At 40.3% G+C, this 21,590-nt stretch carries 17 protein-coding genes, 3 tRNA genes and 1 pseudogene; 6 read left to right on the top strand and 15 right to left on the bottom strand.

All coding sequences use genetic code 11. The annotated features are described in order from the left end of the window. Window positions 1–39: 39 nt before the first annotated feature. Window positions 40–210, bottom strand: coding sequence for a hypothetical protein (locus tag M1E93_RS12330; RefSeq protein WP_004918798.1), 171 nt, complete (start codon window positions 208–210; stop codon window positions 40–42). A 308-nt stretch (window positions 211–518) separates the two neighbouring features. On the opposite strand from M1E93_RS12330, the pseudogene M1E93_RS12335 reads away from it, so the two are divergent. Then, a pseudogene (locus M1E93_RS12335) lies at window positions 519–722 on the top strand (integrase); the annotation flags it as partial. Between the two features lie 131 nt (window positions 723–853). Here the strand turns inward: M1E93_RS12335 and M1E93_RS12340 are convergent. The 13 genes from M1E93_RS12340 to M1E93_RS12400 all read right to left on the bottom strand — a co-directional run bounded on the left by M1E93_RS12340 (window position 854) and on the right by M1E93_RS12400 (window position 13,535). Beyond that, a tRNA-Leu gene (locus M1E93_RS12340) sits at window positions 854–940 on the bottom strand. A gap of 7 nt (window positions 941–947) precedes the next feature. After that, window positions 948–1,021 (bottom strand) — tRNA-Cys (locus M1E93_RS12345). A 25-nt stretch (window positions 1,022–1,046) separates the two neighbouring features. Next, window positions 1,047–1,122: transfer RNA gene (locus tag M1E93_RS12350), tRNA-Gly, on the bottom strand. Between the two features lie 164 nt (window positions 1,123–1,286). Further along, window positions 1,287–1,835, bottom strand: a complete 549-nt coding sequence (pgsA, locus tag M1E93_RS12355; protein WP_014658106.1) for a CDP-diacylglycerol--glycerol-3-phosphate 3-phosphatidyltransferase — start codon at window positions 1,833–1,835, stop codon at window positions 1,287–1,289. Between the two features lie 57 nt (window positions 1,836–1,892). Then, the gene (gene uvrC, locus M1E93_RS12360) at window positions 1,893–3,725 is read right to left on the bottom strand and encodes an excinuclease ABC subunit UvrC (RefSeq protein WP_004918794.1); all 1,833 of its coding nucleotides are present in this window, start codon (window positions 3,723–3,725) and stop codon (window positions 1,893–1,895) included. Next, window positions 3,692–4,378, bottom strand: coding sequence for a LuxR C-terminal-related transcriptional regulator (locus tag M1E93_RS12365; protein WP_163762064.1), 687 nt, complete (start codon window positions 4,376–4,378; stop codon window positions 3,692–3,694). The genes uvrC and M1E93_RS12365 overlap by 34 nt, the downstream gene beginning before the upstream one ends. 221 nt (window positions 4,379–4,599) lie before the next feature. Then, window positions 4,600–5,832, bottom strand: coding sequence for a peptidase T (gene pepT / locus M1E93_RS12370; RefSeq protein WP_072502186.1), 1,233 nt, complete (start codon window positions 5,830–5,832; stop codon window positions 4,600–4,602). Between the two features lie 35 nt (window positions 5,833–5,867). Next, complete coding sequence (locus M1E93_RS12375; RefSeq protein ID WP_014658104.1) at window positions 5,868–7,421, bottom strand: AbgT family transporter; 1,554 nt, start codon at window positions 7,419–7,421, stop codon at window positions 5,868–5,870. Window positions 7,422–7,715: 294 nt separating this feature from the next. Continuing rightward, window positions 7,716–8,132 carry a phosphate-starvation-inducible protein PsiE gene (psiE, locus tag M1E93_RS12380; protein ID WP_014658103.1) on the bottom strand — a complete coding sequence of 139 codons (417 nt, stop codon included), beginning with the start codon at window positions 8,130–8,132 and terminating at the stop codon, window positions 7,716–7,718. 208 nt (window positions 8,133–8,340) lie between these two features. Then, window positions 8,341–8,745 carry a GFA family protein gene (locus M1E93_RS12385; RefSeq protein ID WP_004918784.1) on the bottom strand — a complete coding sequence of 135 codons (405 nt, stop codon included), beginning with the start codon at window positions 8,743–8,745 and terminating at the stop codon, window positions 8,341–8,343. A gap of 73 nt (window positions 8,746–8,818) precedes the next feature. Continuing rightward, window positions 8,819–9,085 carry a hypothetical protein gene (locus tag M1E93_RS12390; RefSeq protein WP_014658102.1) on the bottom strand — a complete coding sequence of 89 codons (267 nt, stop codon included), beginning with the start codon at window positions 9,083–9,085 and terminating at the stop codon, window positions 8,819–8,821. A 201-nt stretch (window positions 9,086–9,286) separates the two neighbouring features. Beyond that, window positions 9,287–10,759, bottom strand: a complete 1,473-nt coding sequence (locus M1E93_RS12395; RefSeq protein ID WP_004918779.1) for a DUF3999 family protein — start codon at window positions 10,757–10,759, stop codon at window positions 9,287–9,289. Continuing rightward, entirely contained in the window at window positions 10,746–13,535 is a 2,790-nt protein-coding gene (locus M1E93_RS12400; RefSeq protein WP_014658101.1) for a DUF2339 domain-containing protein, read from the bottom strand. The genes M1E93_RS12395 and M1E93_RS12400 overlap by 14 nt, the downstream gene beginning before the upstream one ends. 131 nt (window positions 13,536–13,666) lie before the next feature. On the opposite strand from M1E93_RS12400, the gene M1E93_RS12405 reads away from it, so the two are divergent. The 4 genes from M1E93_RS12405 (at window position 13,667) to M1E93_RS12420 (ending at window position 17,877) form a co-directional block, all read left to right on the top strand. Then, window positions 13,667–14,614, top strand: a complete 948-nt coding sequence (locus M1E93_RS12405) for an IS30 family transposase (RefSeq protein WP_140035165.1) — start codon at window positions 13,667–13,669, stop codon at window positions 14,612–14,614. 559 nt (window positions 14,615–15,173) lie between these two features. Next, window positions 15,174–16,097: an AEC family transporter gene (locus M1E93_RS12410; protein ID WP_004918773.1), complete on the top strand. Its 924-nt coding sequence runs from the start codon at window positions 15,174–15,176 to the stop codon at window positions 16,095–16,097. A 127-nt stretch (window positions 16,098–16,224) separates the two neighbouring features. Further along, window positions 16,225–17,208 carry a class II fructose-bisphosphatase gene (gene glpX, locus M1E93_RS12415; RefSeq protein WP_104873402.1) on the top strand — a complete coding sequence of 328 codons (984 nt, stop codon included), beginning with the start codon at window positions 16,225–16,227 and terminating at the stop codon, window positions 17,206–17,208. Between the two features lie 180 nt (window positions 17,209–17,388). After that, on the top strand, window positions 17,389–17,877 hold the full coding sequence (locus M1E93_RS12420; protein WP_014658099.1) for a DUF4822 domain-containing protein: 489 nt from the start codon (window positions 17,389–17,391) through the stop codon (window positions 17,875–17,877). Between the two features lie 140 nt (window positions 17,878–18,017). Here M1E93_RS12420 and dtpA read toward each other — a convergent pair whose 3' ends face one another. Next, window positions 18,018–19,493: a dipeptide/tripeptide permease DtpA gene (gene dtpA, locus M1E93_RS12425; RefSeq protein WP_004918766.1), complete on the bottom strand. Its 1,476-nt coding sequence runs from the start codon at window positions 19,491–19,493 to the stop codon at window positions 18,018–18,020. A gap of 1,038 nt (window positions 19,494–20,531) precedes the next feature. Between dtpA and M1E93_RS12430 the strand changes: the two genes are divergently transcribed. Continuing rightward, window positions 20,532–21,563: an SEL1-like repeat protein gene (locus M1E93_RS12430; RefSeq protein WP_040133023.1), complete on the top strand. Its 1,032-nt coding sequence runs from the start codon at window positions 20,532–20,534 to the stop codon at window positions 21,561–21,563. Window positions 21,564–21,590: the final 27 nt, after the last annotated feature.

Consider the following 21,590-nt stretch of genomic DNA (forward strand, 5'->3'; position numbering starts at 1 on the left):
GGCTTTTGCCATTAGTCCCGTTTCTTCATTTTAACTACACTAATGCACGGAACAAAAACGTTCAATAGATAGCTCATCGACCCTAGCGCCACCTAAATTTGCCAAAAATGCTATTGTTGAAAGCACATCTTTTTCGCTTGTTGCGACAAAAAGAGTTATGAAAGATTGTTGGTTCCATAAACCACTTGCTTTATAAACCGATTTTTTCATTTTCACTCCAACTAACTACATTCAATAACCTGATGACAAAACGGCTTTATATCCTCTACAAGGTACGTAGTTATATGATGGGAGCGATTTTATTTTTTCCAAGTATGTAAGTTTCATACTTTCATTACTCACAAATATTTTAGTCTGCCTCTGAAAAACGCCCAATGTACCTCAGGTGCCTTTTTAATCTTCACCAGCACTCGCTCTCTGTCTATTTTGATGCAGTCCTCGTCAGCAAGACGTCTTGTCGCTGAAAAAGATCAACTCATGAAAGCAGGTATTTATATTAAGCAAGCTAAAAACAGGTAAAAGCTAAAGAGGAAGCTGTAAAAAAATTTCCTTATTTAGATTTTAATTTTACGTTTCATGATTTGAAGGCCAAAGGAATATCTGATCTGGAAGGAACGCTGAGTGAGAAACAAAATATTTCTGGCCATAAAACACCATCACAGACTGCACGATATGATCGAAAAGTAGTAATCGTTCCAACGGTCGGAGGGCAAAAGCGTTAGTGAATGGGGGAGTTAGTAGCGAAAGTTAATAGCGAAATAATAGCGAAAGGTGATTTCAGTCACAAAAAAAGCCACCTAAAAGGTGGCTTCTTTCTTTCCCTAACTCGTTGATATTCAACTGAGTTTTTATTTGGTGCCCAGGGCGGGACTTGAACCCGCACAGCCTAAAGGCCGAGGGATTTTAAATCCCTTGTGTCTACCGATTTCACCACCTGGGCTGAATTTTGGAGGCGCGTCCCGGAGTCGAACCGAGCTACACGGATTTGCAATCCGGTGCATAACCGCTTTGCTAACGCGCCTTCTTCTCAATCTCTTACTGAGATTTGGAGCGGGAAACGAGACTCGAACTCGCGACCCCGACCTTGGCAAGGTCGTGCTCTACCAACTGAGCTATTCCCGCCTTTCAGCTTTCGCTTTTCAAACTGGCTGATTTACTTATTTTTTTTCGTAAACCTCGTTGCCGTTCGATGCGTTGCATTCTACTGATTTCACATTTTGAGTCAACACAAATATTTAAAAAAATCACTCAAAACCGTTCGTTCGCTGTTTTTTCAATCATTTCGATCAAGCTTCGCTCAAATCTGACCATGCTGCCTTCAAATATTGATACATTGACCAGAACGTTAAGATAGCTGCAACATACAATAATGCGATAGCAAGATTCTCAATAAGCAAATTTGGACGCCACAATAACCCAACTAAAGAGATCATTTGGGCTGTTGTCTTAAATTTACCAATCCATGACACGGCAACACTACTTCTTTTGCCTATCTCAGCCATCCATTCTCTTAACGAAGAAATAATAATTTCACGAGCGATCATCGTCGCGGCGGGTAAAGTGACATACCAAACATCAAAACTTTCCGTAACAAGCACTAATGCTGTTGCCACCATCACCTTATCGGCAACAGGATCTAGGAATGCCCCAAACTTGGTTGTTTGCTTCCATAACCTTGCTAAATAGCCATCAAACCAATCTGTTACTGCCGCAATAACGAAAATTAATGCGCAAACAAAAGGCCCCCAACTGACTGGTAAATAAAAAGCCAGCACAAAAAACGGTATCAGAATGACTCGGAACAGGGTCAACCACGTAGGAATATTTAATTTCATCATGCTCAGTAACTTTTTGACCAAATTGGATTTAATAAGTATGGTGCCTTAAGACACCTACTGTTTCAATGCATTATAAATCTTTTCTGCCAACGCGTATGAGATCGAGGGCACTTTTGCTATCTCTTCTATACTTGCATTTTTCAGCGGCTGTAAGCCCCCCATATATTTTAGTAGCATTTGACGACGTTTGGGTCCTACACCTTCAATAGATTCGAGCGCGCTGGTATTTTTAACCTTTGCTCTACGCTGGCGGTGGCCTGTAATCGCATGATTATGTGATTCGTCTCGTATATGTTGGATCACATGCAGTGCAGGTGAATCAGGCGGCAACGCAACCCCTTCCCCTTCTGGCTTAAAGAATAGCGTCTCTAACCCTGCTTTACGGTCACTCCCTTTTGCAACCCCAATTAACAATGGTCGATTTTTATCCCAATCCACATCCAGAGAATTAAACACATCTTTTGCTTGGCCTAATTGCCCTTTCCCCCCATCAATAAAAATAATGTCAGGCACTTTACTCTCATCAATATGCTTGCCATAGCGGCGAGTAAGAACCTGATGCATCGCAGCATAATCGTCACCTGGGGTGATCCCCGTAATGTTATAGCGCCGATATTCCGACTTCACTGGACCATTTTTATCGAAAACAACACAAGATGCGACGGTTTGTTCCCCCATCGTATGGGAAATATCAAAGCACTCCATTCGAGCGATTGAATCCAACCCAACTGTTTTCGCTAGTGATGACATCCGTTGATGGATTGTGGACTGCTGTGCAAGCTTGGTTAATAACGCGGTTGATGCATTCGTCCGTGCCAGTTTCAGATAACGCGCCCTTGCACCACGAGGTTGAGTTTGAATTTGAATTTTACGCCCAGCGATATGCGATAGTGAGTCAGCCAGCAATGTTTTCTCAGGTAACGCAAAATCTAACAGGATCTCTCCGGGCAATGTTCGATTTTCACTTCCTTGTAAATAGAACTGCCCAAGAAAAGTTTGCACCACTTCTTCAAGTAATGTGTCAGCCGGTATTTTAGGATAATAACTCCGGCTTCCTAACACTTTCCCCTGCCGTATAAACAACACATGAATACAAGCAAGCCCTGCCTCGAATGCTACACCAATCACATCAAGGTCATCGCTATCACCAGAAACAAATTGTTGCTCTGTTACCGCCCTCACCGCTTGAATTTGATCGCGAAACCGTGCCGCTTCTTCAAAACGTAACGCTTGACTGGCCTTTTCCATCCGTTCAATCAAGCCAGTTAATACTTGCTGGTCTTTACCTGTTAAAAATAAACGAACGTAATTAACTTGTTGTTCATACTCTTCATCGCTCACTAATCCCTTAACACAAGGGCCTAAACAACGCCCGATTTGGTATTGTAGGCACGGCCTTGAACGATTTTTGTAGACGCTATCTTCACATTGTCGGATAGGAAATAGCTTTTGCATCAAAGCCAATGTTTCCCTTACTGCATAAGAGTTAGGAAATGGCCCAAAATATTCACCTTTCGCATGCTTAGCACCACGGTGCATCGATAATCTTGGATGCGTTTCTTTACTCAGAAAGATATAAGGATAGGATTTGTCATCACGCAGTAAGACGTTATAGCGAGGCTGATAAAGCTTGATATAGTTGTGTTCGAGTAATAGCGCCTCTGTTTCTGTGTGTGTAACCGTGACGTCAATGGAGGCGATATTTTTCACTAACTGTTCAGTTTTTCGGCTGCTGACGTTAGTACGGAAATAACTGGAAAGTCGTTTTTTTAAATCTTTTGCTTTACCGACATAAATAACCGTTCCCCCAGCATCATACATTCGATAGACGCCGGGTTGGTTGGTCACTGTCTTTAAGAAAGCTTTTGGTTCAAACTGTTCTGACACCCTAATAAACCCTGTTTGGCTACAATTAACCCATAGCTAATGGCAATATGGGTTAATTCTACATCACTACGGATATTAAGTTTACCAAACATTCGATATCGATAGGTATTTACTGTTTTAGGGCTTAAATTTAGCACCTGTGCTATCTGTTTTGTGGGGATCCCTTGGGTGATAAGCAACATGATTTCTAACTCACGCGTTGACAATAACTCATAGAGATCGGTCTGTTCATGCTGATTAATACGTTTTAAAGCAATAGATTGCGCAATGTCTGGTGAGATAATTTTGCTGCGCGCATTGACCACCTGTATAGCTTCTAAGAATTCATTTACTTCAATTTTGGCACTTAGTATACCTTGGATCCCAAGATCGAGCGCTTTGAGTAAGAATGAATAATGAGCGTGGATATTATAAATAATAATACCAACATCAGGCTGTGTTCGTCTTAGCGTTTGTAGCGCCTTTAATGATTCAAATTGGCAGTTATCGTTATTAATTAAGATAATGCTGGCTTTTTGTTGCCGATTCCAGGAGATGGCTTGTTCGATTAAAGGAAATGAAGCCACAATATGACATCGTTTGTGTCGGCTAAAAATAGCATCAAGCCCACGAATTAATATATTATTATTATCAATAATTATAATATTAATCATCTTTCTCTCTATATTTTATGACGACTCACCCATATAAACCTCCATAAATAGCAATTTTACAAAATAAAATATAGTCTTTTCGTTTCGTGATTAACTGATTGCTTTATTATTCTACGAATCAATACATGCTAAAAATAACGTCAAAAAAGCGATATCCTTTTAAAATAAAATAGCCATGCAAATACATGGCTATGACATTATTATAAATAGAAACTAATTGGTTATTTCTGACCGACTAAACGGCAGATACTCTCTGATACCAAATAGCTTTTCTCAAACGAGCTGAGAGGCAAGAATTCAAATCGCGAGTGGAAATTTAATGCACCTGTAAAGTAATTCGGCGTTAAAACCCCTCGAGCAGAGAGTGCAGAACCATCTGTGCCCCCTCGCATAGGGATCACTTTAGGCTCAACATTTTGAATTTTTAATGCTTCAAAAATTAAATCGATAGCCGTACGGTCATCACCGAGCGAATCACTGATATTGCTGTACACATCTTCGATTTTAAAATCAATTTTTGCTCTCGGATGGCGCGCTCGGATCAATTCAATCGCTTCACCGATATAACGTTTACGAGCTTCATAGCTGTTTCGGTCAAAATCGCGGATCGCCATTTTGATTTTTGCATTATCGGGATTTGCGACTAAATCAGTCACATAGAAATAACCTTCGCGCTGCTCGGTATGTTCAGGAGTATCAAAACGGTCAAAACAGCCGATAAAATCATGTGCGACACGAATAGGATTCAATAGTACATTTTTTGCCGACATAGGATGAGCCGTCACCCCTTTAATTGTCACCTCAATTGACGCTGCATTAAAGGTTTCATACACCACTTCCCCGAGGTCACAACAGTCAATGGTGTAGGCAAAATCTACTTTGAAGCGAGATAGGTCCATGATTTTTGAGCCACGTAACCCTATTTCTTCATCAGGAACAAAGGCAATATAGATATCACCGCAATCAAAATCTGCCTGTTGCAGCTTATCCATTAACTCCATAACCACGGTAACCGCGGCCTTGTTGTCCGCACCGAGTACGCTCGTTCCGTCACTAAAGATAATCTCTTCACCGATATAAGGGGCCGCTTCTGGGTGCTCTGACGCTTTAAACCAAATATCTTCTTGGGCATTCAAACACAGATCTTTGCCTTCATATTTAAGTGTTTGAGGCTTAATAACTGGCGATAGACCAACATCGACTGTATCTAAATGGGTGACAAAACCGATTTTAGGTGCTGAAGGTTTATTGCCCGGACGTACAGCATAAAGAATTGCATGTTCATCGATATAAATCTCTTTTAGGCCATAACTTTCTAGCTCTTTTGCCAGCAATTTCGCTAAATCACGTTGCCCTTCTGTACTCGGCACAACCGTTGCCGCTGCATCACTTTGACTTTCGATTGCAAGATAGCGAAAAAAACGTTGTTCGAGCTGTTTACCTAATTTATTCATTTTTCTTGTTCCTTTTACTCAATCCAACAACTGACTTATGGTGTTGGCTGCCATGTATAACCACTGTCAAATCCAATTGGAATATCGAATGCCCAGAAGAGGTATAGCGTTGCGGTCAATGTGATCAACAGACCCACCGTAAACGGTATCATCATGGAGCAAAGAGTACCAATTCCTGCATTTTTGTAATATTTCTGACAATACATCAGGATCAACGGATAGAATGGGAACATGGGGGTACTGACGTTCATTGCCGAATCACTGACTCGGAAGGCCGCTTGGGTAAGTTCCGGAGAGATGCCGACCGCCATCAACATTGGCACAAGTACAGGAGCCATGATCGCCCACTTAGACGTGGCTGAGGTGATCATAATATTTAATATTGCAGTCAGTAGAATGACACCAAAAACAGTCAATCCTGAAGGCATATCAAGGGTACGCAGTAATTCCGCACCAGATAACGCTAATAATGTACCTAGATTCGAATGTTGGAACGAATATAAGAATTGCGCGGCAAAGAAAGCGAAGACAATAAAGGGGATCAGTGACTTAGTAATATTTTCCATCGCTTTCACCACATCTTTCGTAGAGGTGAAAGATTTAGTCATATAGCCGTACACGATGCCGGGCAACGCAAAGAAAATAAACAGCAGTGGCACAACGATTTGCATGATAGGCGCTTTCGGGCTAGTTAAGCTGCCATCTGGACCACGTAATAATGAGTTTTCCGGCCATAATAAGGCAAACAGACCCGCTGCCAAAGCCAGCACGACAAGACCCGATACGCGAAACGCTCTATTTTCTAATGGCGTGATCTTACCGAGGTCCTGATCGGCATCGGTATCCACATCTTTGGTGGTAATTGGGCAGTTTTTATTTAACCATGGCTCAACAATTTTTTCGGTAATAAACCAGCAAGTAAAAATAACACCAAATGTGCCACCAAGGCTAAAGAAGTAATTACACAGTACGTTAACGCTATAGCCAGGAGCCATCATTTGCGCAGCATCTTGTGTGAAGCTTTGCATAATAGGATCGATGATAGAAGGCGTATAACTTGCAGTAAATCCGCCCGCTAATCCTGCGAATGCAGCCGCAATACCCGCTAATGGATGGCGACCACTCGCGTAAAACATCATTGCAGCGACAGGCATCAAAATAACGTAAGCAGAGTCAGAAGCAATATGGGAAACAATCCCCACGAACACTACCGTTGGCGTCAACATTTTCGGAGTGATAAACGAGAGCATTTTTTTCAGCGCAGTATTGATAAAACCGCTGCTTTCAGCAATCCCTATCCCCAATGTTGCAACTATTGTTATTCCAAGAGGAGGGAAATTAATAAAATTTTTCACTGCCGCTGTGATGAATAATATGATTTCCTCATAGTTAAACATATTAATGACAGTGATTTTTTCTTTCGACACTGGATGGTAATAATTAAAATCTACAAATGAAAGTAAATAAGATAAAAACCAACAGATTATCAAGGCATAAATAAACAGCATTGTAACGTCAGGCATCACGTTACCGATACGTTCAACACGGTTTAAGAAGCCCTTTTTTTTAGGGAGTGTATTTGTTGTCATATTTGCAAGTACTTAAGTTATTAGAGTAATAAACTTTTACACACTAAATAACGATTTATGAAAAGTAAAATACTTTCTTTCGATTATTTAACAGGATAAACCAGTTGTGATGACTTGCATTAAGATAATTTATCATTATAAATTATCTTAATTATTTAAACTCAGCAGGAATATGCTTTTGTTAGGGATAACTTCTCAGATTTCGCAAATTAACGATTATTTTTTATTAATCAAAAGATAAGAAAAAGGAATGAATAACATTCCTTTTTTGCCATTAATTTTTTTTGAAATATTCTACTCTCTTTTTAGTTTTTCGGTATTCGCGATATAAAGGGCAACCACTAAGACTAAAATTGCAGCAGAATGAAGTAGTGTTGTCAGTGGATCGCTGTGATCAACAATAATTAAACGTATTACAGCCGTAATGCCGATATAGATAAAATACCTTAATGGAAAATGGTAACCAGACAAAAAATACTTAGTAATCAGTGCAATAAACTCGAAATAGAGGAAGTAAATCACAATTCCTTCTAATAGTTCATATGCTGTTGCTTCCTTTTGCCCACTAAACATTAAGGAGGCCATGGTGTACGTTTCTTTTGCTAAAAAGAAAACCAGTACAATCGCTAATGCGATCAAGCCAATATTTAATACCCATTGCAAAACCCACGCAATATTACTGGCGTGCCGCATATTTCTCATACTATTCATTCGTTATATTCCCTAGATAGTGATGCATATTGATATGGTAAGCTTGCGTGCACTTCCCCGCATCAAATGCACAGAATTAAATCGCCTTCTATAAAAGGTTATAAGTCTTTTAGGTTATTGTAATTCATATTTAGGGTATTAACATTATGGAAGCAAAATAAAATAGATTAAATTTAACTAAGCCAGCAACGGCTGGCTCTCAAACCTTTTATTTAGCCATTAGCTTCATAATATCTTGTTCTGTCAGCATGGGTGTTTTTTCAATAAAGTTGTAGTACTTAGGTTTACTCTCAACAAATATTTGCATGGCCATCTCTGCATGCTGACTTTCTTCAAATAAAGCCGCAGAAACATAGTAAGAAGACGGTGAATGCAGATGATAAAATAGATGCGTTCCGCACCGTTGGCAAAATGCGCGTTCACCCCATTGTGATGAGGCAAAACGCGTCACCGCCTCTTCCCCTTCAATAACGACATCATCATGGCAATCAACACTAAAGCCTGGACCACCATTCCAACGTTGACACATACCGCAATGACAAACACTTATTTTATCGATAGGCTGATGGGTACTAATTTTTACAGCGCCGCAGAGGCATTGCCCTTGATACATGGTATTTCCTTTTGATGATTCACGTTAGTTTAGTGCTCACTATAAGATGAGACACGATAAAAATACAAGGTGATCATTGCTTGTCACCAATTCGGAATTGGCGACCATTAAAGCGGCGATCTGTTGTTGTTTCAGTCAGCTCTACACGCCTTACCTCGGCTTGCTCACGCATTGATTCTATATCACCAAGATCTTGCATCTTATTTTGTTTCAATGGATGTTCTATTTTCACATTAACCTGCTCGTATGAAGTGACCGTTTCTGCCGCCTCAGCAAATAATGACGCGCTGGTTAGCAATGCGATAGCAATAAATAACTTTGAAAAAAAACGTGTTCTCATTGAAATTCCCTCCTGCTCAACCTTCGTTTTAGCGCAATACCATGTCAAAAAATAGTACCGACAAGTAATCATTTGGGGAATTTTGTAAATTTTTTAATAGCAAAATATGCCTTTTCTATAAAGGCGCTGTACGGTCGCTTATCACAATAGGGAGAACGTTTTCCCCCTATTAGCGATAAGGATTTTCGAAAGGAAGTTAATTTATTCTGATGACTTTGCATTCACTTCTTTTAATAGATACCAGCAGAAATACAGCAATACGATGATCCCTACCCCAAGTAGCACCCATAACGTGATAGTCATCCAGTCAAACTCATTTATCACAAAGTCATTTGATGTTAATTGCTCTTCACCACCCAGCTCAATAATCTCTTCTGGCACATACAATTTAGGATAACGATGCATTAATTCATCGATTGTTAGTGGTTGACCAAGTAACTCTTGGTAGCTGATATTATCAATACCGGCAAGCTGGCTCCCCCAAACTAATAGATAAGGCGATGCTCCTTGTACGTTGAACATTAAATTAACGGCATCGCGTTTCCCTTCAATATATGGTGGTTTATCATCCCAGCTGCCTTTTAATGCAGTAATTCTGAGTTTTTTAACCATTAAATCATTTAATACCAACTCCGGATTGCGGATTTCTTGACCATTTTGTATTTGGTTATAGGCCACTATATTTGTTAGTGGTAGCCATTCTTCTCCAGAAGTAGAGGTATATTCAATGTGTAAAGGCAACACGCGGTTTGCTTGCCGCAATTGGATCACAATCGCACTTAAAGGCTGTGGCGAGGGTAAACGATATATTAATTGGTTTAGTGACACCCCTTCATTATTGGTAATAAAGTGGCAGGTCTCTTGCCGCCTTGTTGAATGAACAACCATAGAGGTCCCTTGCGCCATTGTTAAATCAGGGATCTTCGTCTCTTTAGCTGCCACAATAATGACCATCAAATAAGGGGCTCTTAGCGCAACGTAATGCCCTTCTAATAACTTAATTGTATTGCTATAAATCCCCCCAGAGTTTGAATTCAAACTCATGACAGGCTGATAAGCAGAAATATTCACCCAATCCTGTTTATTATCGCTAGCATAAATAAACACTTTCCCTTGCCAATCTTGTTGATTATTCATCCACTGCAAAGAAAGTGTCTGAATCGGAAAATCTTCTTGATTATTATTTTGTCGCGTTAATAGATAAGATTGATATACCGCATCTTTGGCTTGCTGCATTGCGGGCAATTCTATGCGTGTTAGCTTACTTGGTTGCGTTTCAATCAAAAGATATTGTTGATCGTCGTGAGTTTCTTCTTTCGAATTGACTTGGTCTGCACGAATAATTAGTCGCTGCAAAGCAAAGCTAACTTGTGAGATTTTACGCCTCTCTTCTGTATCATAAAATAAAGCCGATGGAACCTCCTGACCTGTTCCATTAAACACTCTGACATCTTGTAATGTTTGAGGATATGCAGAGTTGATATAGGCTTCAGAAGGAAGCTCAAGCCAAGCAAACGAACTATTATCACTAGAATATTTCAATTCTATGCCCTGATAAAAGTCATAGGGCGTTAATGCTTTTTGCTCTTGTGCATGCACGAAGCTAGACAATAAAAATGAAAAAGAAAGATAAACGAAAGTCAGCCACTTCCCTTTGCTTTTAGTTAGCTTCATCTTCAACCTCATTAGTTCCTTTATGTTGGGCTGTTTTTGGTGGCAGTGGTGAAAAATACCCCACCACTAAAATCAACACCGCGACAACAATAAAGCTTATTGCACGAGATAAGCCATCCTGCCCATAAATATCGACTAAGAATAATTTAGCAATAACACAAGCAAATATTCCTGCCCCCAAGAACCAGCTCATACGGTTTTGTTTAATGCTGGCAAAAATCATAAAGCCTAAAGCGACTAGTGACCAACTAATAGAGAGGACAGTTTGGACTAATCGAGAATTAAAGAGCGCATCGACATTCCAATTAATTTCAGCAAAATCGGAGATGATCCTGATGATTATGCCATTAAACCATACCCCACTCAGAACGATAGCCGAAAAGCCTAGTCCCCTAATGATCCAAAGGTCAAATTCCCTAATTTTCTTTAATTTTTGTATTAGCCCACGACGCATTAATAATAATGAAGCAATGCTAAATAAACCGGCTTCATCCAATGGGTTGATCAGTGGAACATAATTCCAGAATGTCAGTTTCCCATCTTCAAAATTGGCAATAAATGAGAGGCCGATTAAAACAACAATAACAGGTAAAAAACTATACCAATAAATTATACCGTTGCGTTTCATTGGCGGCATTTTTTGGCTTTGCAACCAATACATCACTAAAATTGTTAGGGTTATCGCCATCACATAGATAAAGTAACCAAGCTCATTCATTCCCCAAGGTAAAATGGCAACAAACCAATTCACTTGTGTCGCAATAAACGCCAAGATCAGCCAAAACGTTGCACCGTGTAATATACGTTGCAGCCAAATATTACGCGCTTTCTGAGCATGTATCACAAATAAAATCGAACTACCTAACATCACTGGCCAAATCAGAGAGCCATCTCCTCTCCCCATTGGGTTTTGGTCATTAATAAAATCCAAGGCCAGATAGTAATAGCCAATTAGCCAAATAAACGATTGGCATAACAATAAAGGCACCCAATCAGTCTTAATGGCTAACATGCGCCATAGCCAAGCGGAAATAATGACTAATGCCATGATGATGAAGCTTTCAGACTCACCGCTCCAAGATAATATGTCGGTGATAACAGGGAGCCATACAATCCAAATCATCAAGCCAAGAATCAAGAAAGCATAGCTAAGCACTTTGTAATTTTCTGATGTGCCACGTTTTACGTGAAATATCGCACCGGCACTGAAACAAGCCGCCAATAAGACAGGCACCAAATAAGTACTTGTACGGCTCCATATATTGAAGGAAAAACCAGCTAATAAGATCAAGGCACTCACTGAAATAAGCCATGGCCCAATTACGATTAGTTTTTTATTTTGCTGAGAGAAACCATAGTACAGTAATAATAACCCTTCGACAGACCAAAGAATTGATGTCCATTCATAGGTGAGCGCCAGTGGTATTGCCAACGTAACGAACCCAATACCAATGATAATATTGCCTAATGCTAAATTTTTCCCCACCACAGCATAGCGTTTATGGATCCTTAACCCAGCGAGTAAATAAAGTAAACCGAGTAATAGTGCCGAAAATGCTGGCGCAAAGCTGATTTGCCAAGAAATTGCACACTGCATTGCCATACTAATAAAAGGTGGAACAAGCAGTAATGTATAGTCGACAACTAATTGCTTCTCGTGTGGGTAACGTAATGCAAATAATTGTGTTAACACATTAAACACAATTAAATTAGCAATCAGAAACAGTTGGCTAGAAACATAATAGTCAATTTGATAATACTGTACTCCCCATAATAGTGCGACTGCATAGGTCATGAACATGCCAACTAAATTAAGTGGGCGCCATGCTTGCCATACACTAATCACTAAAATGGCGATTGATAACATTAAATAGTAGGAAAAGAGCAGAATATGATTTCCGCCACCAGTAGATAGCAAAATAGGCGCTAAATACCCGCCTAACGAGGCTAAAACAGCCAAACTGATCGCTCGTTGTAATAATGCAAGCAAAATACTGGCTGCACAAATCAAGATCATTGCAACGAATGCCATACTATAAGGTAGCATTGTATACAGTTTAAAAGCGGCAAAAACGGTAATGTAAAAACAGCCTATTGAGCCACCTTGTAAGATCAAGGCAAATAAAGACTTTTTATGGCGTAAATACCACCCCACACCAAGTAAAGCTAAACAAGCTACTGCACTCGCTATCAGGCGTACTTGTGGTGATAGCATGTTGTTTTGAATACTGAATTTCAGTAAATAAGCGATACCAAAAAACAGCAAAAGAATACCAATTTTTGCTAGTGGGTTCCCTTTCCAAATCCAACTAAAAAAGTGACTAAATAGAGGTACTACCTCATTATTTTGGCCACTCACTTTATTGTTTGAAGGATGACCAACGTTGTTTGAAGATTGAGCAACGCGATTAACATCCACTGTTGGTTGGAATTGCCGTTGAGGTACTTCTTCTGTTACTTGGGAGTTTAAGACGGGTGGAGCCGTAGGCAAAGGCTCCAACTCATTAGAATAATGAGAGAGCTCTTCCGAGGCGCTTTGATATTGTTGTGGTTTTTCAGAGGCAACAATCGTTTCTGGAGGGCTCAGCTCCGTTTGCTGATTAATCTCCCTATCTTGATAGCGCTTTAGCGTTTGCTCTAATGATAGAATACGTTGATTTTGCTGGAATAATTGGTATTTCACTCGCTGGACAAAAACTATTGCGATAATCGCAAGTATAGGTGAAACAGCTGCTAAAATAGCAATTATTAACCCTATCAGTATCAAGCCATCCACAAATAGCTTTCCCTCATCTTTAAACCTCGCGAATTCAGATAATAAGTGCAACGCTCGGTCATGTTAGATGGAAGGACGGTTAGCTACTGATAAGCTATCCTGCTCTTCCGACCAAAGATGAGCGAGTAAGTATGAAGTATCAGCAACTAACCGAAGGACAACGATACCAGATATCGATACTGCGTGAGGATAATTTATCCTGCCATGAGATAGGTATCCGTATCGGTGTAAGCAAGTCCACGGTCTCCCGTGAACTGAGGCGTAACACTTCAGATACTGGTTATAACCCACAACAGGCACACCAGAAGTGCTGTGATAGGCGGCTGTCATCTGCCAAAAGGACAATTCCTCAGCAGACCATAGATTTCGTGATATTTGCTCTGGAGTGGAAGTGGAGTCCTGAGCAAATAAGTGCAATTGGCAGCATTATTGGTCTTAGCGTCAGCCATGAATGGATTTACCAGTATATCTATGCGGATAAGCGTAGCGGTGGCGAGTTGTACAGGCATCTTAGGCAGGGCAAACGGCGATATCGTAAGGGCTACGGGCAGAAACGAGGGCGCATCCCTGATGCGGTATCCATTGAGCTACGGCCGTCAGTCGTCGATGACCGTAGCCGTCTGGGGGACTGGGAGGCCGATTTGGTGCAGGGTAAACAGGGCACTGGTGCTATCGTGACACTGGCAGAACGCAAAAGCCGTATTTACCTGACAAAAAAGGTGTTTTCAAAGGATGCGGTGGAAGTCAGTAAGGCCATTATCTCACTGCTGAGTGAGTATCAGGATGTATGTCACACAATAACGTTCGATAACGGTCTAGAGTTTAGTGAGCACAAGGCGATAGCAGAAGCACTGAACGCAGATACGTACTTTGCCCATCCGTATGCCTCGCATGAGCGTGGGCTGAACGAGAATACGAATGGGTTGTTAAGACAGTTTATCCCGAAAGGAACAGACCTGCGGACAGTGACAGAAGAAGACTTACAACGCTATCAGGGAGCGTTGAACAGCAGGCCACGCAAGTGTCTGGGGTTCAGACAACCTTCGGTGGTGTTTGCGGAGCTAAGAAAGGCGGCTTAGCGTTGCACTTCGGACTTGAATCCGCCCCTACGATTAAAAAATTTGCAAAAAAAGCGTATTCCTCTCTTCGCCTAGTGTAGATAGCATTCTAGCTATTGCCAAGCTGCTGTAATAAATTATTACAAATTAAAGTGCTCGCTAGGTTATGCCTAAAAACGGTAACTCAAAAAGAGTTTGTCCTACAAGCCAACACGCTATTACTCTTATTAAGAGGAACCATAAAATAGCCTTTTTTGCTAATGTAATATGCTTATTGACTATTTTTTATCTCTCTTGATTCTCTGTAACTCTTTTTTTTGTTTTCATTGATGTTATTTAATAAAAACTCATCTTTTTTTCGCCTTTCTTTATAAATTTATGTTATTTATATGTTTACATTATTAAAAAATAAATACGCATTAATAATGTAAGAAAGAGTATCAATAAAAGAAGTATATACAAAATAATTTAGATTGCATATAAATAGTTTTATTTCGATACTCAAATTAGGATTAATCGATTCCATCAATCGCAGCTTAAATATGCTGGAAATATTTTTATTTCATATTATGAGGACATTATGCTGTTACATATAATAATGGCTGCACTTGGACCAATCATCCTCGGTTTAGCGGTCGGGTGGCTATCCGGGAAATATGGTTTTATAAAACGTGAGTATTCACAAGCGTTTGCAGACTTTGTGGTTAAAATTGCGCTACCTTTTGCTTTATTTCTTGCCGCTGCACAAGCGCCACCTTCCGTACTGCTAAATATTGATTATCTATTAGCGTTGGCGGTTGGTTTAATCGCTTCTTATATTATTGGCTTCGTGGTTGGTAAGTTATTCTTTCGTCATAATAAGAAAGATGCAGCAATGCAAGCCTTATCGGTTTCCTTCCCTGATATGGCTTACTGTGGGCCACCTGTTTTATTAGCAACGGTCGGGTCGTCCGGTCTTATTGCGATGGTGTTGGGAAATTTAATTTATACCATTATTATTATTCCTTTTACCCTGTTGCTTATTAGTGGCAGACAACAGAATAATGGTATTTTAAAATCGATCGGCAAAGCGATTGCACAGCCATTAGTTTTCTTACCTATATTAGGGGCGCTATTAGCCATATTTGGCGTTAAATTACCTGAAATTTTGCAAAATTCGGTCAACGAATTAGGTAAAACCGCTGGTGGTGTCGCGCTGTTTTTCCTTGGCTTATTACTTTCAGGTATTAAGCTGAAAATCAGTGTTGAGATTGTGTTCAACGTCTTTGTGAAAAACTTTTTGCAAGCCGCATTAATACTAGGAACGGGTATTGCATTGGGGCTACAGGGCGATATGTTAAAATCAGCCTTTATTATCGGTATTTTACCAACAGCAACGGCGGTACCGGCACTGGCTATCAGTAATAAGGCTTACACGGACACCTCCGCTGGCACAGTTTTACTCAGTACATTAGCCTCCCTCATCTCAATTATTGGCGGTATTACTATCGTCGAAATGCTCTAACCTATTCAGCAGGCTAGCATTAGCCTGCTTTTCCTTCCTGATTTTGTTCACCGATTATTTGCCATAGAGATCACAAAAAAAGTATCATATCTATATATGATTTCTTTTCGCATTCAGGGAATAAATAATGAAAATTAGCGATGAATTAGCTTATGCAATCGCTTCCGTTACAGAGGTTGCGGCATTAGCCGCGCATAATTGGGTAGGTAAACAAGATAAAAACGCAGCAGATAAAGCCGCCGTTGAAGCCATGCGTAACCGCCTAAATGAATTAGATTTTCACGGTCAAGTCGTGATCGGTGAAGGTGAAATTGACGATGCGCCCATGCTATATATCGGGGAGCAAGTGGGTAATCCCTCAGCGAAACAGAAATTAGATATCGCTGTTGATCCTATTGATGGTACTCGTATGGTCGCCTGTAATGAGCGCAATGCCATTGCGGTTTTAGCGGCAGCGCCAACAGGTACCCTGTTACAGGCTCCAGATATGTATATGGAAAAATTGGTTGTCGGTTACGAAGCCAAAGGTACAGTACATCTCAATAATCCATTAGAAAAAAATCTTGAAAACCTCTCCTCAGCACTGAATAAACCGATAGCTCATTTATCAATTGCTATGCTTGATAAGCCACGCCATCAACATATCATGCAAACAATTCGCAATTTTGGTGCGAATGTCATTGCAATCCCTGATGGCGATGTTTTAGCTTCCTTATTAGCTATCTTACCTGAGCATCCTATTGATATGATGTATGGTATTGGCGGTGCACCTGAAGGAATTATTAGTGCCGCCATTGCACGTGCTTTAGGTGGTGATATGCAAGCTCGTTTAGTCTCTCGTACTCAAGCTAAAGGAGATAATGCACAAAATAGACTCTTAGCTGAGCAAGAGGCAGCGCGCTGCCGCCAAATGGGCGTGAATATTGGGGAAATTCTCACATTAGACTCAATGGTGAGTAGTAATGATGTCATGTTTGCAGCAACAGCCATTACCCCCACAGTGTTAATGGATGGCATCGCGCATCATTCCCACAGTTATACCTCGAATACGCTGCTAATTAATGGTCATAACCGTTCGTTAAAGATTATTAATAACCGACATTTCCATTAATCTCATCTGATCGAACTGGTATTAAACCTACCAGTTCTTTTTCAAAGCGCCTTTGTAAATCTACTTAGTTCGACGACATAATTGGCAATAATTTTCACCTTCACATTTTGACATTATTCTTCTAGGTTATAGAAGGATATTTTTTAATCATCTGTATCATGATCTAATAATGGAGTATTTATGAAATTGAAACTTTTTATCGCCACAGCCGTCGCTCTGTCAACCCTGTCTGCTTTTACAGCTCAAGCTAACTCAAATGCTAACGCTAGCACTACGTTTTCAGCGTCTGTCGCGAAAAAACTCAATAGCTATGAGGATATCATGGTAGGTAAAGTCTGGGTAACCACAGAAGCGCTTGATCAAGATAACAAGCAAGTTGACCCCGCCAATGAACAAGTTGCCAATTTCTTTGGACTTGCCGAATACTTTCCAGATGGCACATTTAAAATGATGACGCCAGAAGGTAAGCCAAAAATGCAGGGTGACTGGTCATTTAGTGACGATGGTAAAAGCCGCTCAATTACCGCGAAAAATGATAAAGGTGAAGTGCTATTTACCCGCGTAGTTGAAAACATCACCGTGACGCCGGAAGAATATACTTATCGTATTTATCCAACACCGGATGATAAATCAAAATACGTTGATATTGTGCATAAAGTGAAAAACTAATTGCCCCAATATGCGGTTGTTCCCTTGCATGGTATTACAACAACATATTCCTGACCCCATCATAGTAAAAAGGATGGTGACATAGTAAAAAGGCCATAGACAGCTCACCGTCTATGGCCTTTTATATAGGTTAAACTGCGTTATTTATCTTGTGCCAATGTCATACGATTCAACATTGGAGCAGTAATCACCATCAAAATCGCAATCACACCCGTTACAATACCAATTTTCAAGAAGACATCACTGTAAACGGATAGTGATTCAAGTGAACTTGTCACCTTCCCTTCTGGTACAGCGGCCAAGGATGCTACGTAACCGGCAATAAATGCAGCAGCAGAGTTAGTTAAGAACCATGCTCCCATGATAAAGCCCATCAAACGCTGAGGAACCAATTGCGCTACCATCGCGAGGCCGAGACCTGAGATCATCAGTTCACCAATACTCTGGAAACCGTAACAAATTATGAGCCAGCCAGCAGACACTATCCCCGCCTCGTTGGCAAATTTCGCACCTAATGGCAACACCAAGAAGGCTGCCGAGCATAGCAACATACCGATAGCAAACTTGTGTGGCATCGGTAAGTGATCGCCCATTTTATTGTAGATTGCCGCCAGAATTGGGCTACCAATAATAATCCAGAATGGGTTTAATGCTTGATATTGTGCTGGTTCAACAGAGAATATTCCAAATATTTCATGCTCAACGTTGTGTAACGCAAAGAAGTTAAGCGAGGTTGGCATCTGACTGTACAGAACAAAGAAGACGATAGCTTCTAACATCAGAATAAGTGCAACAATCATGCGACGACGTGCAGAGCCATTTAGCGCTAAGGTTTCTTTAATAAAGATAACAATAATCCCTAGCGAAATGATACCCAATGCTGCACGAGCGATCTCCAAATTGTGCAGTAACCATGTAGAAATCACGATCAGAGCCACAACCCCTACAATAGTCACTAGCAATTTAGAAATCACTATTGGAGCAAAGTCAGGTTTAGAACCATGATCGGCAACCCATTTCTTACACATAAAGAAGTTAATCAATGTGATAACGAGGCCGACAACACTGAGGGAAAAGGCAATATCCCAACCATAATGTTTTGCCAACCAAGGCGTTGCTAACATCGAGAAAAGAGAGCCGATGTTAACGGACATATAGTACATGGTGAATGCACCATCCAAACGCGGGTCATCTTTTTCATAACAAGTGGATAGTAACGATGATGGGTTAGCCTTAAATAAACCATTACCAACAGCAATCGTTGCTAGCCCGATATACACCATGGAGACATCGTGCCCTGAATATGCGACGAAAGCATAACCAGCAATTAACACTAACGTACCGAGAACGATAACGCGTTTTGTGCCGAGAATTTTATCGCCTAACCATCCCCCAATAGCAACAAAGCCATAAACTAATGCAGCAAAAGCAGAAAACAAAGTAATTGACTCTGTTTCTGACATGCCCAGCACTTGGCTTAGGTAGAGAGGGAGGATCCCTTGGAGACCGTAATAACCAAAACGTTCCCAAAGTTCAATAGAAAAGATGAGATAGAACGAGCGAGGTTGCTTAAACGCGTTAAGACTGACTTCCTCTTTGTTGTTAGTTGTGGACACTAGTTACCTCTATGACAACCTGTACATAAGCAAAAAAAGCTAAATGGGGTACTGTTTATACCCTCAGCATTGTTATTGTCTCAAGAATTCCAGTTTAAAAATCCAAAGTTGTCCGGTTAAACGCGTTAAATTCACTAACTTCCCGCCGATACATTAACCTTCAAATTCGACATCACTGTGTGTAATAGGATGCTTATGAATCACAAACATAAAATTCAATGAGTTAAAGCAGATTTGATTATTTATTCAACATTGATAGTGATAAATACCGCTAGAAATGCGAAAATCAATTAAGCAATATACGCTATTTATGCACCAAAAATAAAGATTTAGCTAGTACTAATTACCCCATAAATAGTTCGATATCGTGAATAAGGTCACTTTTATAGCTAATTTACACAGTTAATACTGGATATTAATTAACCAATTGATACGTGAATGTTAAGCATTTTGTGCTAATTTTAAAACTAAGATAATTAAATTTACCTTAAGCTCATTTCAATTAATAACCTTATATCTTTCCCTCGGTGGATTGTTATATGACAGTGCCGTCCGACTAAAAAATCCATTATTGGATACTCTATTTGGGATGAGTTGTTTGATATTTAATCACGCCGATGGGAGTCGTATGGAACCACACTCCATCTATCTATTCACAGAACTAATCAGGTGGGATTTGAAGGAAGTTAGATAAAAAAAAGCCCAGCAAATCGGCTGGGCATAATGCATTCTACTTAAGGATCTTAGTTACTTCGAGTAAAACTACCATTTCATAGCTGCATTATTGCATTACTTCATGTAAAGAAATGAATGTTGAGGGTAAATATATGAATGTTTACGCAAGCAAACAGAATATACTTATTACTAAGACCACCAGCTCATACAAAAGGTTCATAATTTTTTATTTTTTTATCACCAGAAATTCCTTTTGCAGCACAAATAGCTATTTTGCGATAACCACCTGAAAGAGATTGTTTATTGCGCTAGGGAAAACAGCGAGTTAACCTTATGGTAGATACGTTAATAAAAGGATCTTCAGTGAAAAAATTTTTGTTGTCACTGTTCGTTATTTGCAGTGCCTTTGCGCTTAACAGTTATGCAGCACCTTTGTCTCCCCCTCAAGACAAACAACTGTTGCTCAAAAGTGCGCAGGACGGACAAGCCGAAGCTCAGTTTAACCTTGCTATGCTGCTTCAATCCGAAAAACAGTTAACGGAGGCCGCTAAGTGGTATCGTTTGTCGGCTCAGCAAGGGTTTACAAAAGCGCAAATTAACCTTGCGTTGCTGTATCAACAAGGCAATGGTGTCGATAAGAGCCCAGAACAAATGCTGTTTTGGATGAAAAAAGCGGCTGAAGCAGGCGACCCTCTAGGCCAATTAAATATGGCTGAATATACTCTGAGCGGCGTTGATAAATTATTGCCTAAAAATAAACAACAAGCCGAAGCTTGGTTGGTTAAGGCGGCAGCACAACATTTTCAACCCGCAGAATTAATGCTAGCTTACTGGTATGAAAAAGGCATTGCCGTTACTGAAGACCCCCAAAAAGCACAACAAATCTACCAATCGCTGGCAAAGCAAAATAATCCCCAAGCTCTTTATTTATTGGGTTATCAAGCCGCCACTGGCATGTATGATAAAGCCGATTATCAGCAAGCCTATCAATACTTTTCACGCTCAGCTCAACTGGGCTTTTCACCCGCACAAAATAGCTTAGGTATGCTCTATTTGCATGGTCAGGGGGTGAAAAAAGAGGTGAAATCTGCGATTAAATGGCTAACACTGGCCTCCGAACAAGGTGAAATTTCTGCTCAATTTAATTTAGCATTAATTTATGCGAGGGGTGATGGTGTGCCTGCTGACCAAGCAAAAGCCTGTCACTGGTTTATTCGCGCAGCCCAACACGGTAATAATGACGCACAATATGCCACGGGAGCATGCTACCAATACGGTATGGGCGTCAAACAGGATGATAGAAAAGCACTTTACTGGTATAAGCTCGCCGCCTCTCAGGGAAATGAAAGAGCAGAAAAGAAAGTGTTGATCCTCGAAAATAACCTTAAAAAATAATCCTGCTTGTCTGCATAAAAACGGTTT

The organism is Providencia sp. PROV272, assembly GCF_049901975.1.
Lineage (GTDB): Bacteria > Pseudomonadota > Gammaproteobacteria > Enterobacterales > Enterobacteriaceae > Providencia > Providencia stuartii.

Coding starts and splice junctions, on each gene's coding strand:
- M1E93_RS12330 (WP_004918798.1), bottom strand. CDS start 210: ATGAAAAAATCGGTTTATAAAGCAAGTGGTTTATGGAACCAACAATCT.
- pgsA (WP_014658106.1), bottom strand. CDS start 1,835: ATGAAATTAAATATTCCTACGTGGTTGACCCTGTTCCGAGTCATTCTG.
- M1E93_RS12365 (WP_163762064.1), bottom strand. CDS start 4,378: ATGATTAATATTATAATTATTGATAATAATAATATATTAATTCGTGGG.
- pepT (WP_072502186.1), bottom strand. CDS start 5,832: ATGAATAAATTAGGTAAACAGCTCGAACAACGTTTTTTTCGCTATCTT.
- M1E93_RS12375 (WP_014658104.1), bottom strand. CDS start 7,421: ATGACAACAAATACACTCCCTAAAAAAAAGGGCTTCTTAAACCGTGTT.
- psiE (WP_014658103.1), bottom strand. CDS start 8,132: ATGAATAGTATGAGAAATATGCGGCACGCCAGTAATATTGCGTGGGTT.
- M1E93_RS12385 (WP_004918784.1), bottom strand. CDS start 8,745: ATGTATCAAGGGCAATGCCTCTGCGGCGCTGTAAAAATTAGTACCCAT.
- M1E93_RS12390 (WP_014658102.1), bottom strand. CDS start 9,085: ATGAGAACACGTTTTTTTTCAAAGTTATTTATTGCTATCGCATTGCTA.
- M1E93_RS12395 (WP_004918779.1), bottom strand. CDS start 10,759: ATGAAGCTAACTAAAAGCAAAGGGAAGTGGCTGACTTTCGTTTATCTT.
- M1E93_RS12405 (WP_140035165.1), top strand. CDS start 13,667: ATGAAGTATCAGCAACTAACCGAAGGACAACGATACCAGATATCGATA.
- M1E93_RS12410 (WP_004918773.1), top strand. CDS start 15,174: ATGCTGTTACATATAATAATGGCTGCACTTGGACCAATCATCCTCGGT.
- glpX (WP_104873402.1), top strand. CDS start 16,225: ATGAAAATTAGCGATGAATTAGCTTATGCAATCGCTTCCGTTACAGAG.
- M1E93_RS12420 (WP_014658099.1), top strand. CDS start 17,389: ATGAAATTGAAACTTTTTATCGCCACAGCCGTCGCTCTGTCAACCCTG.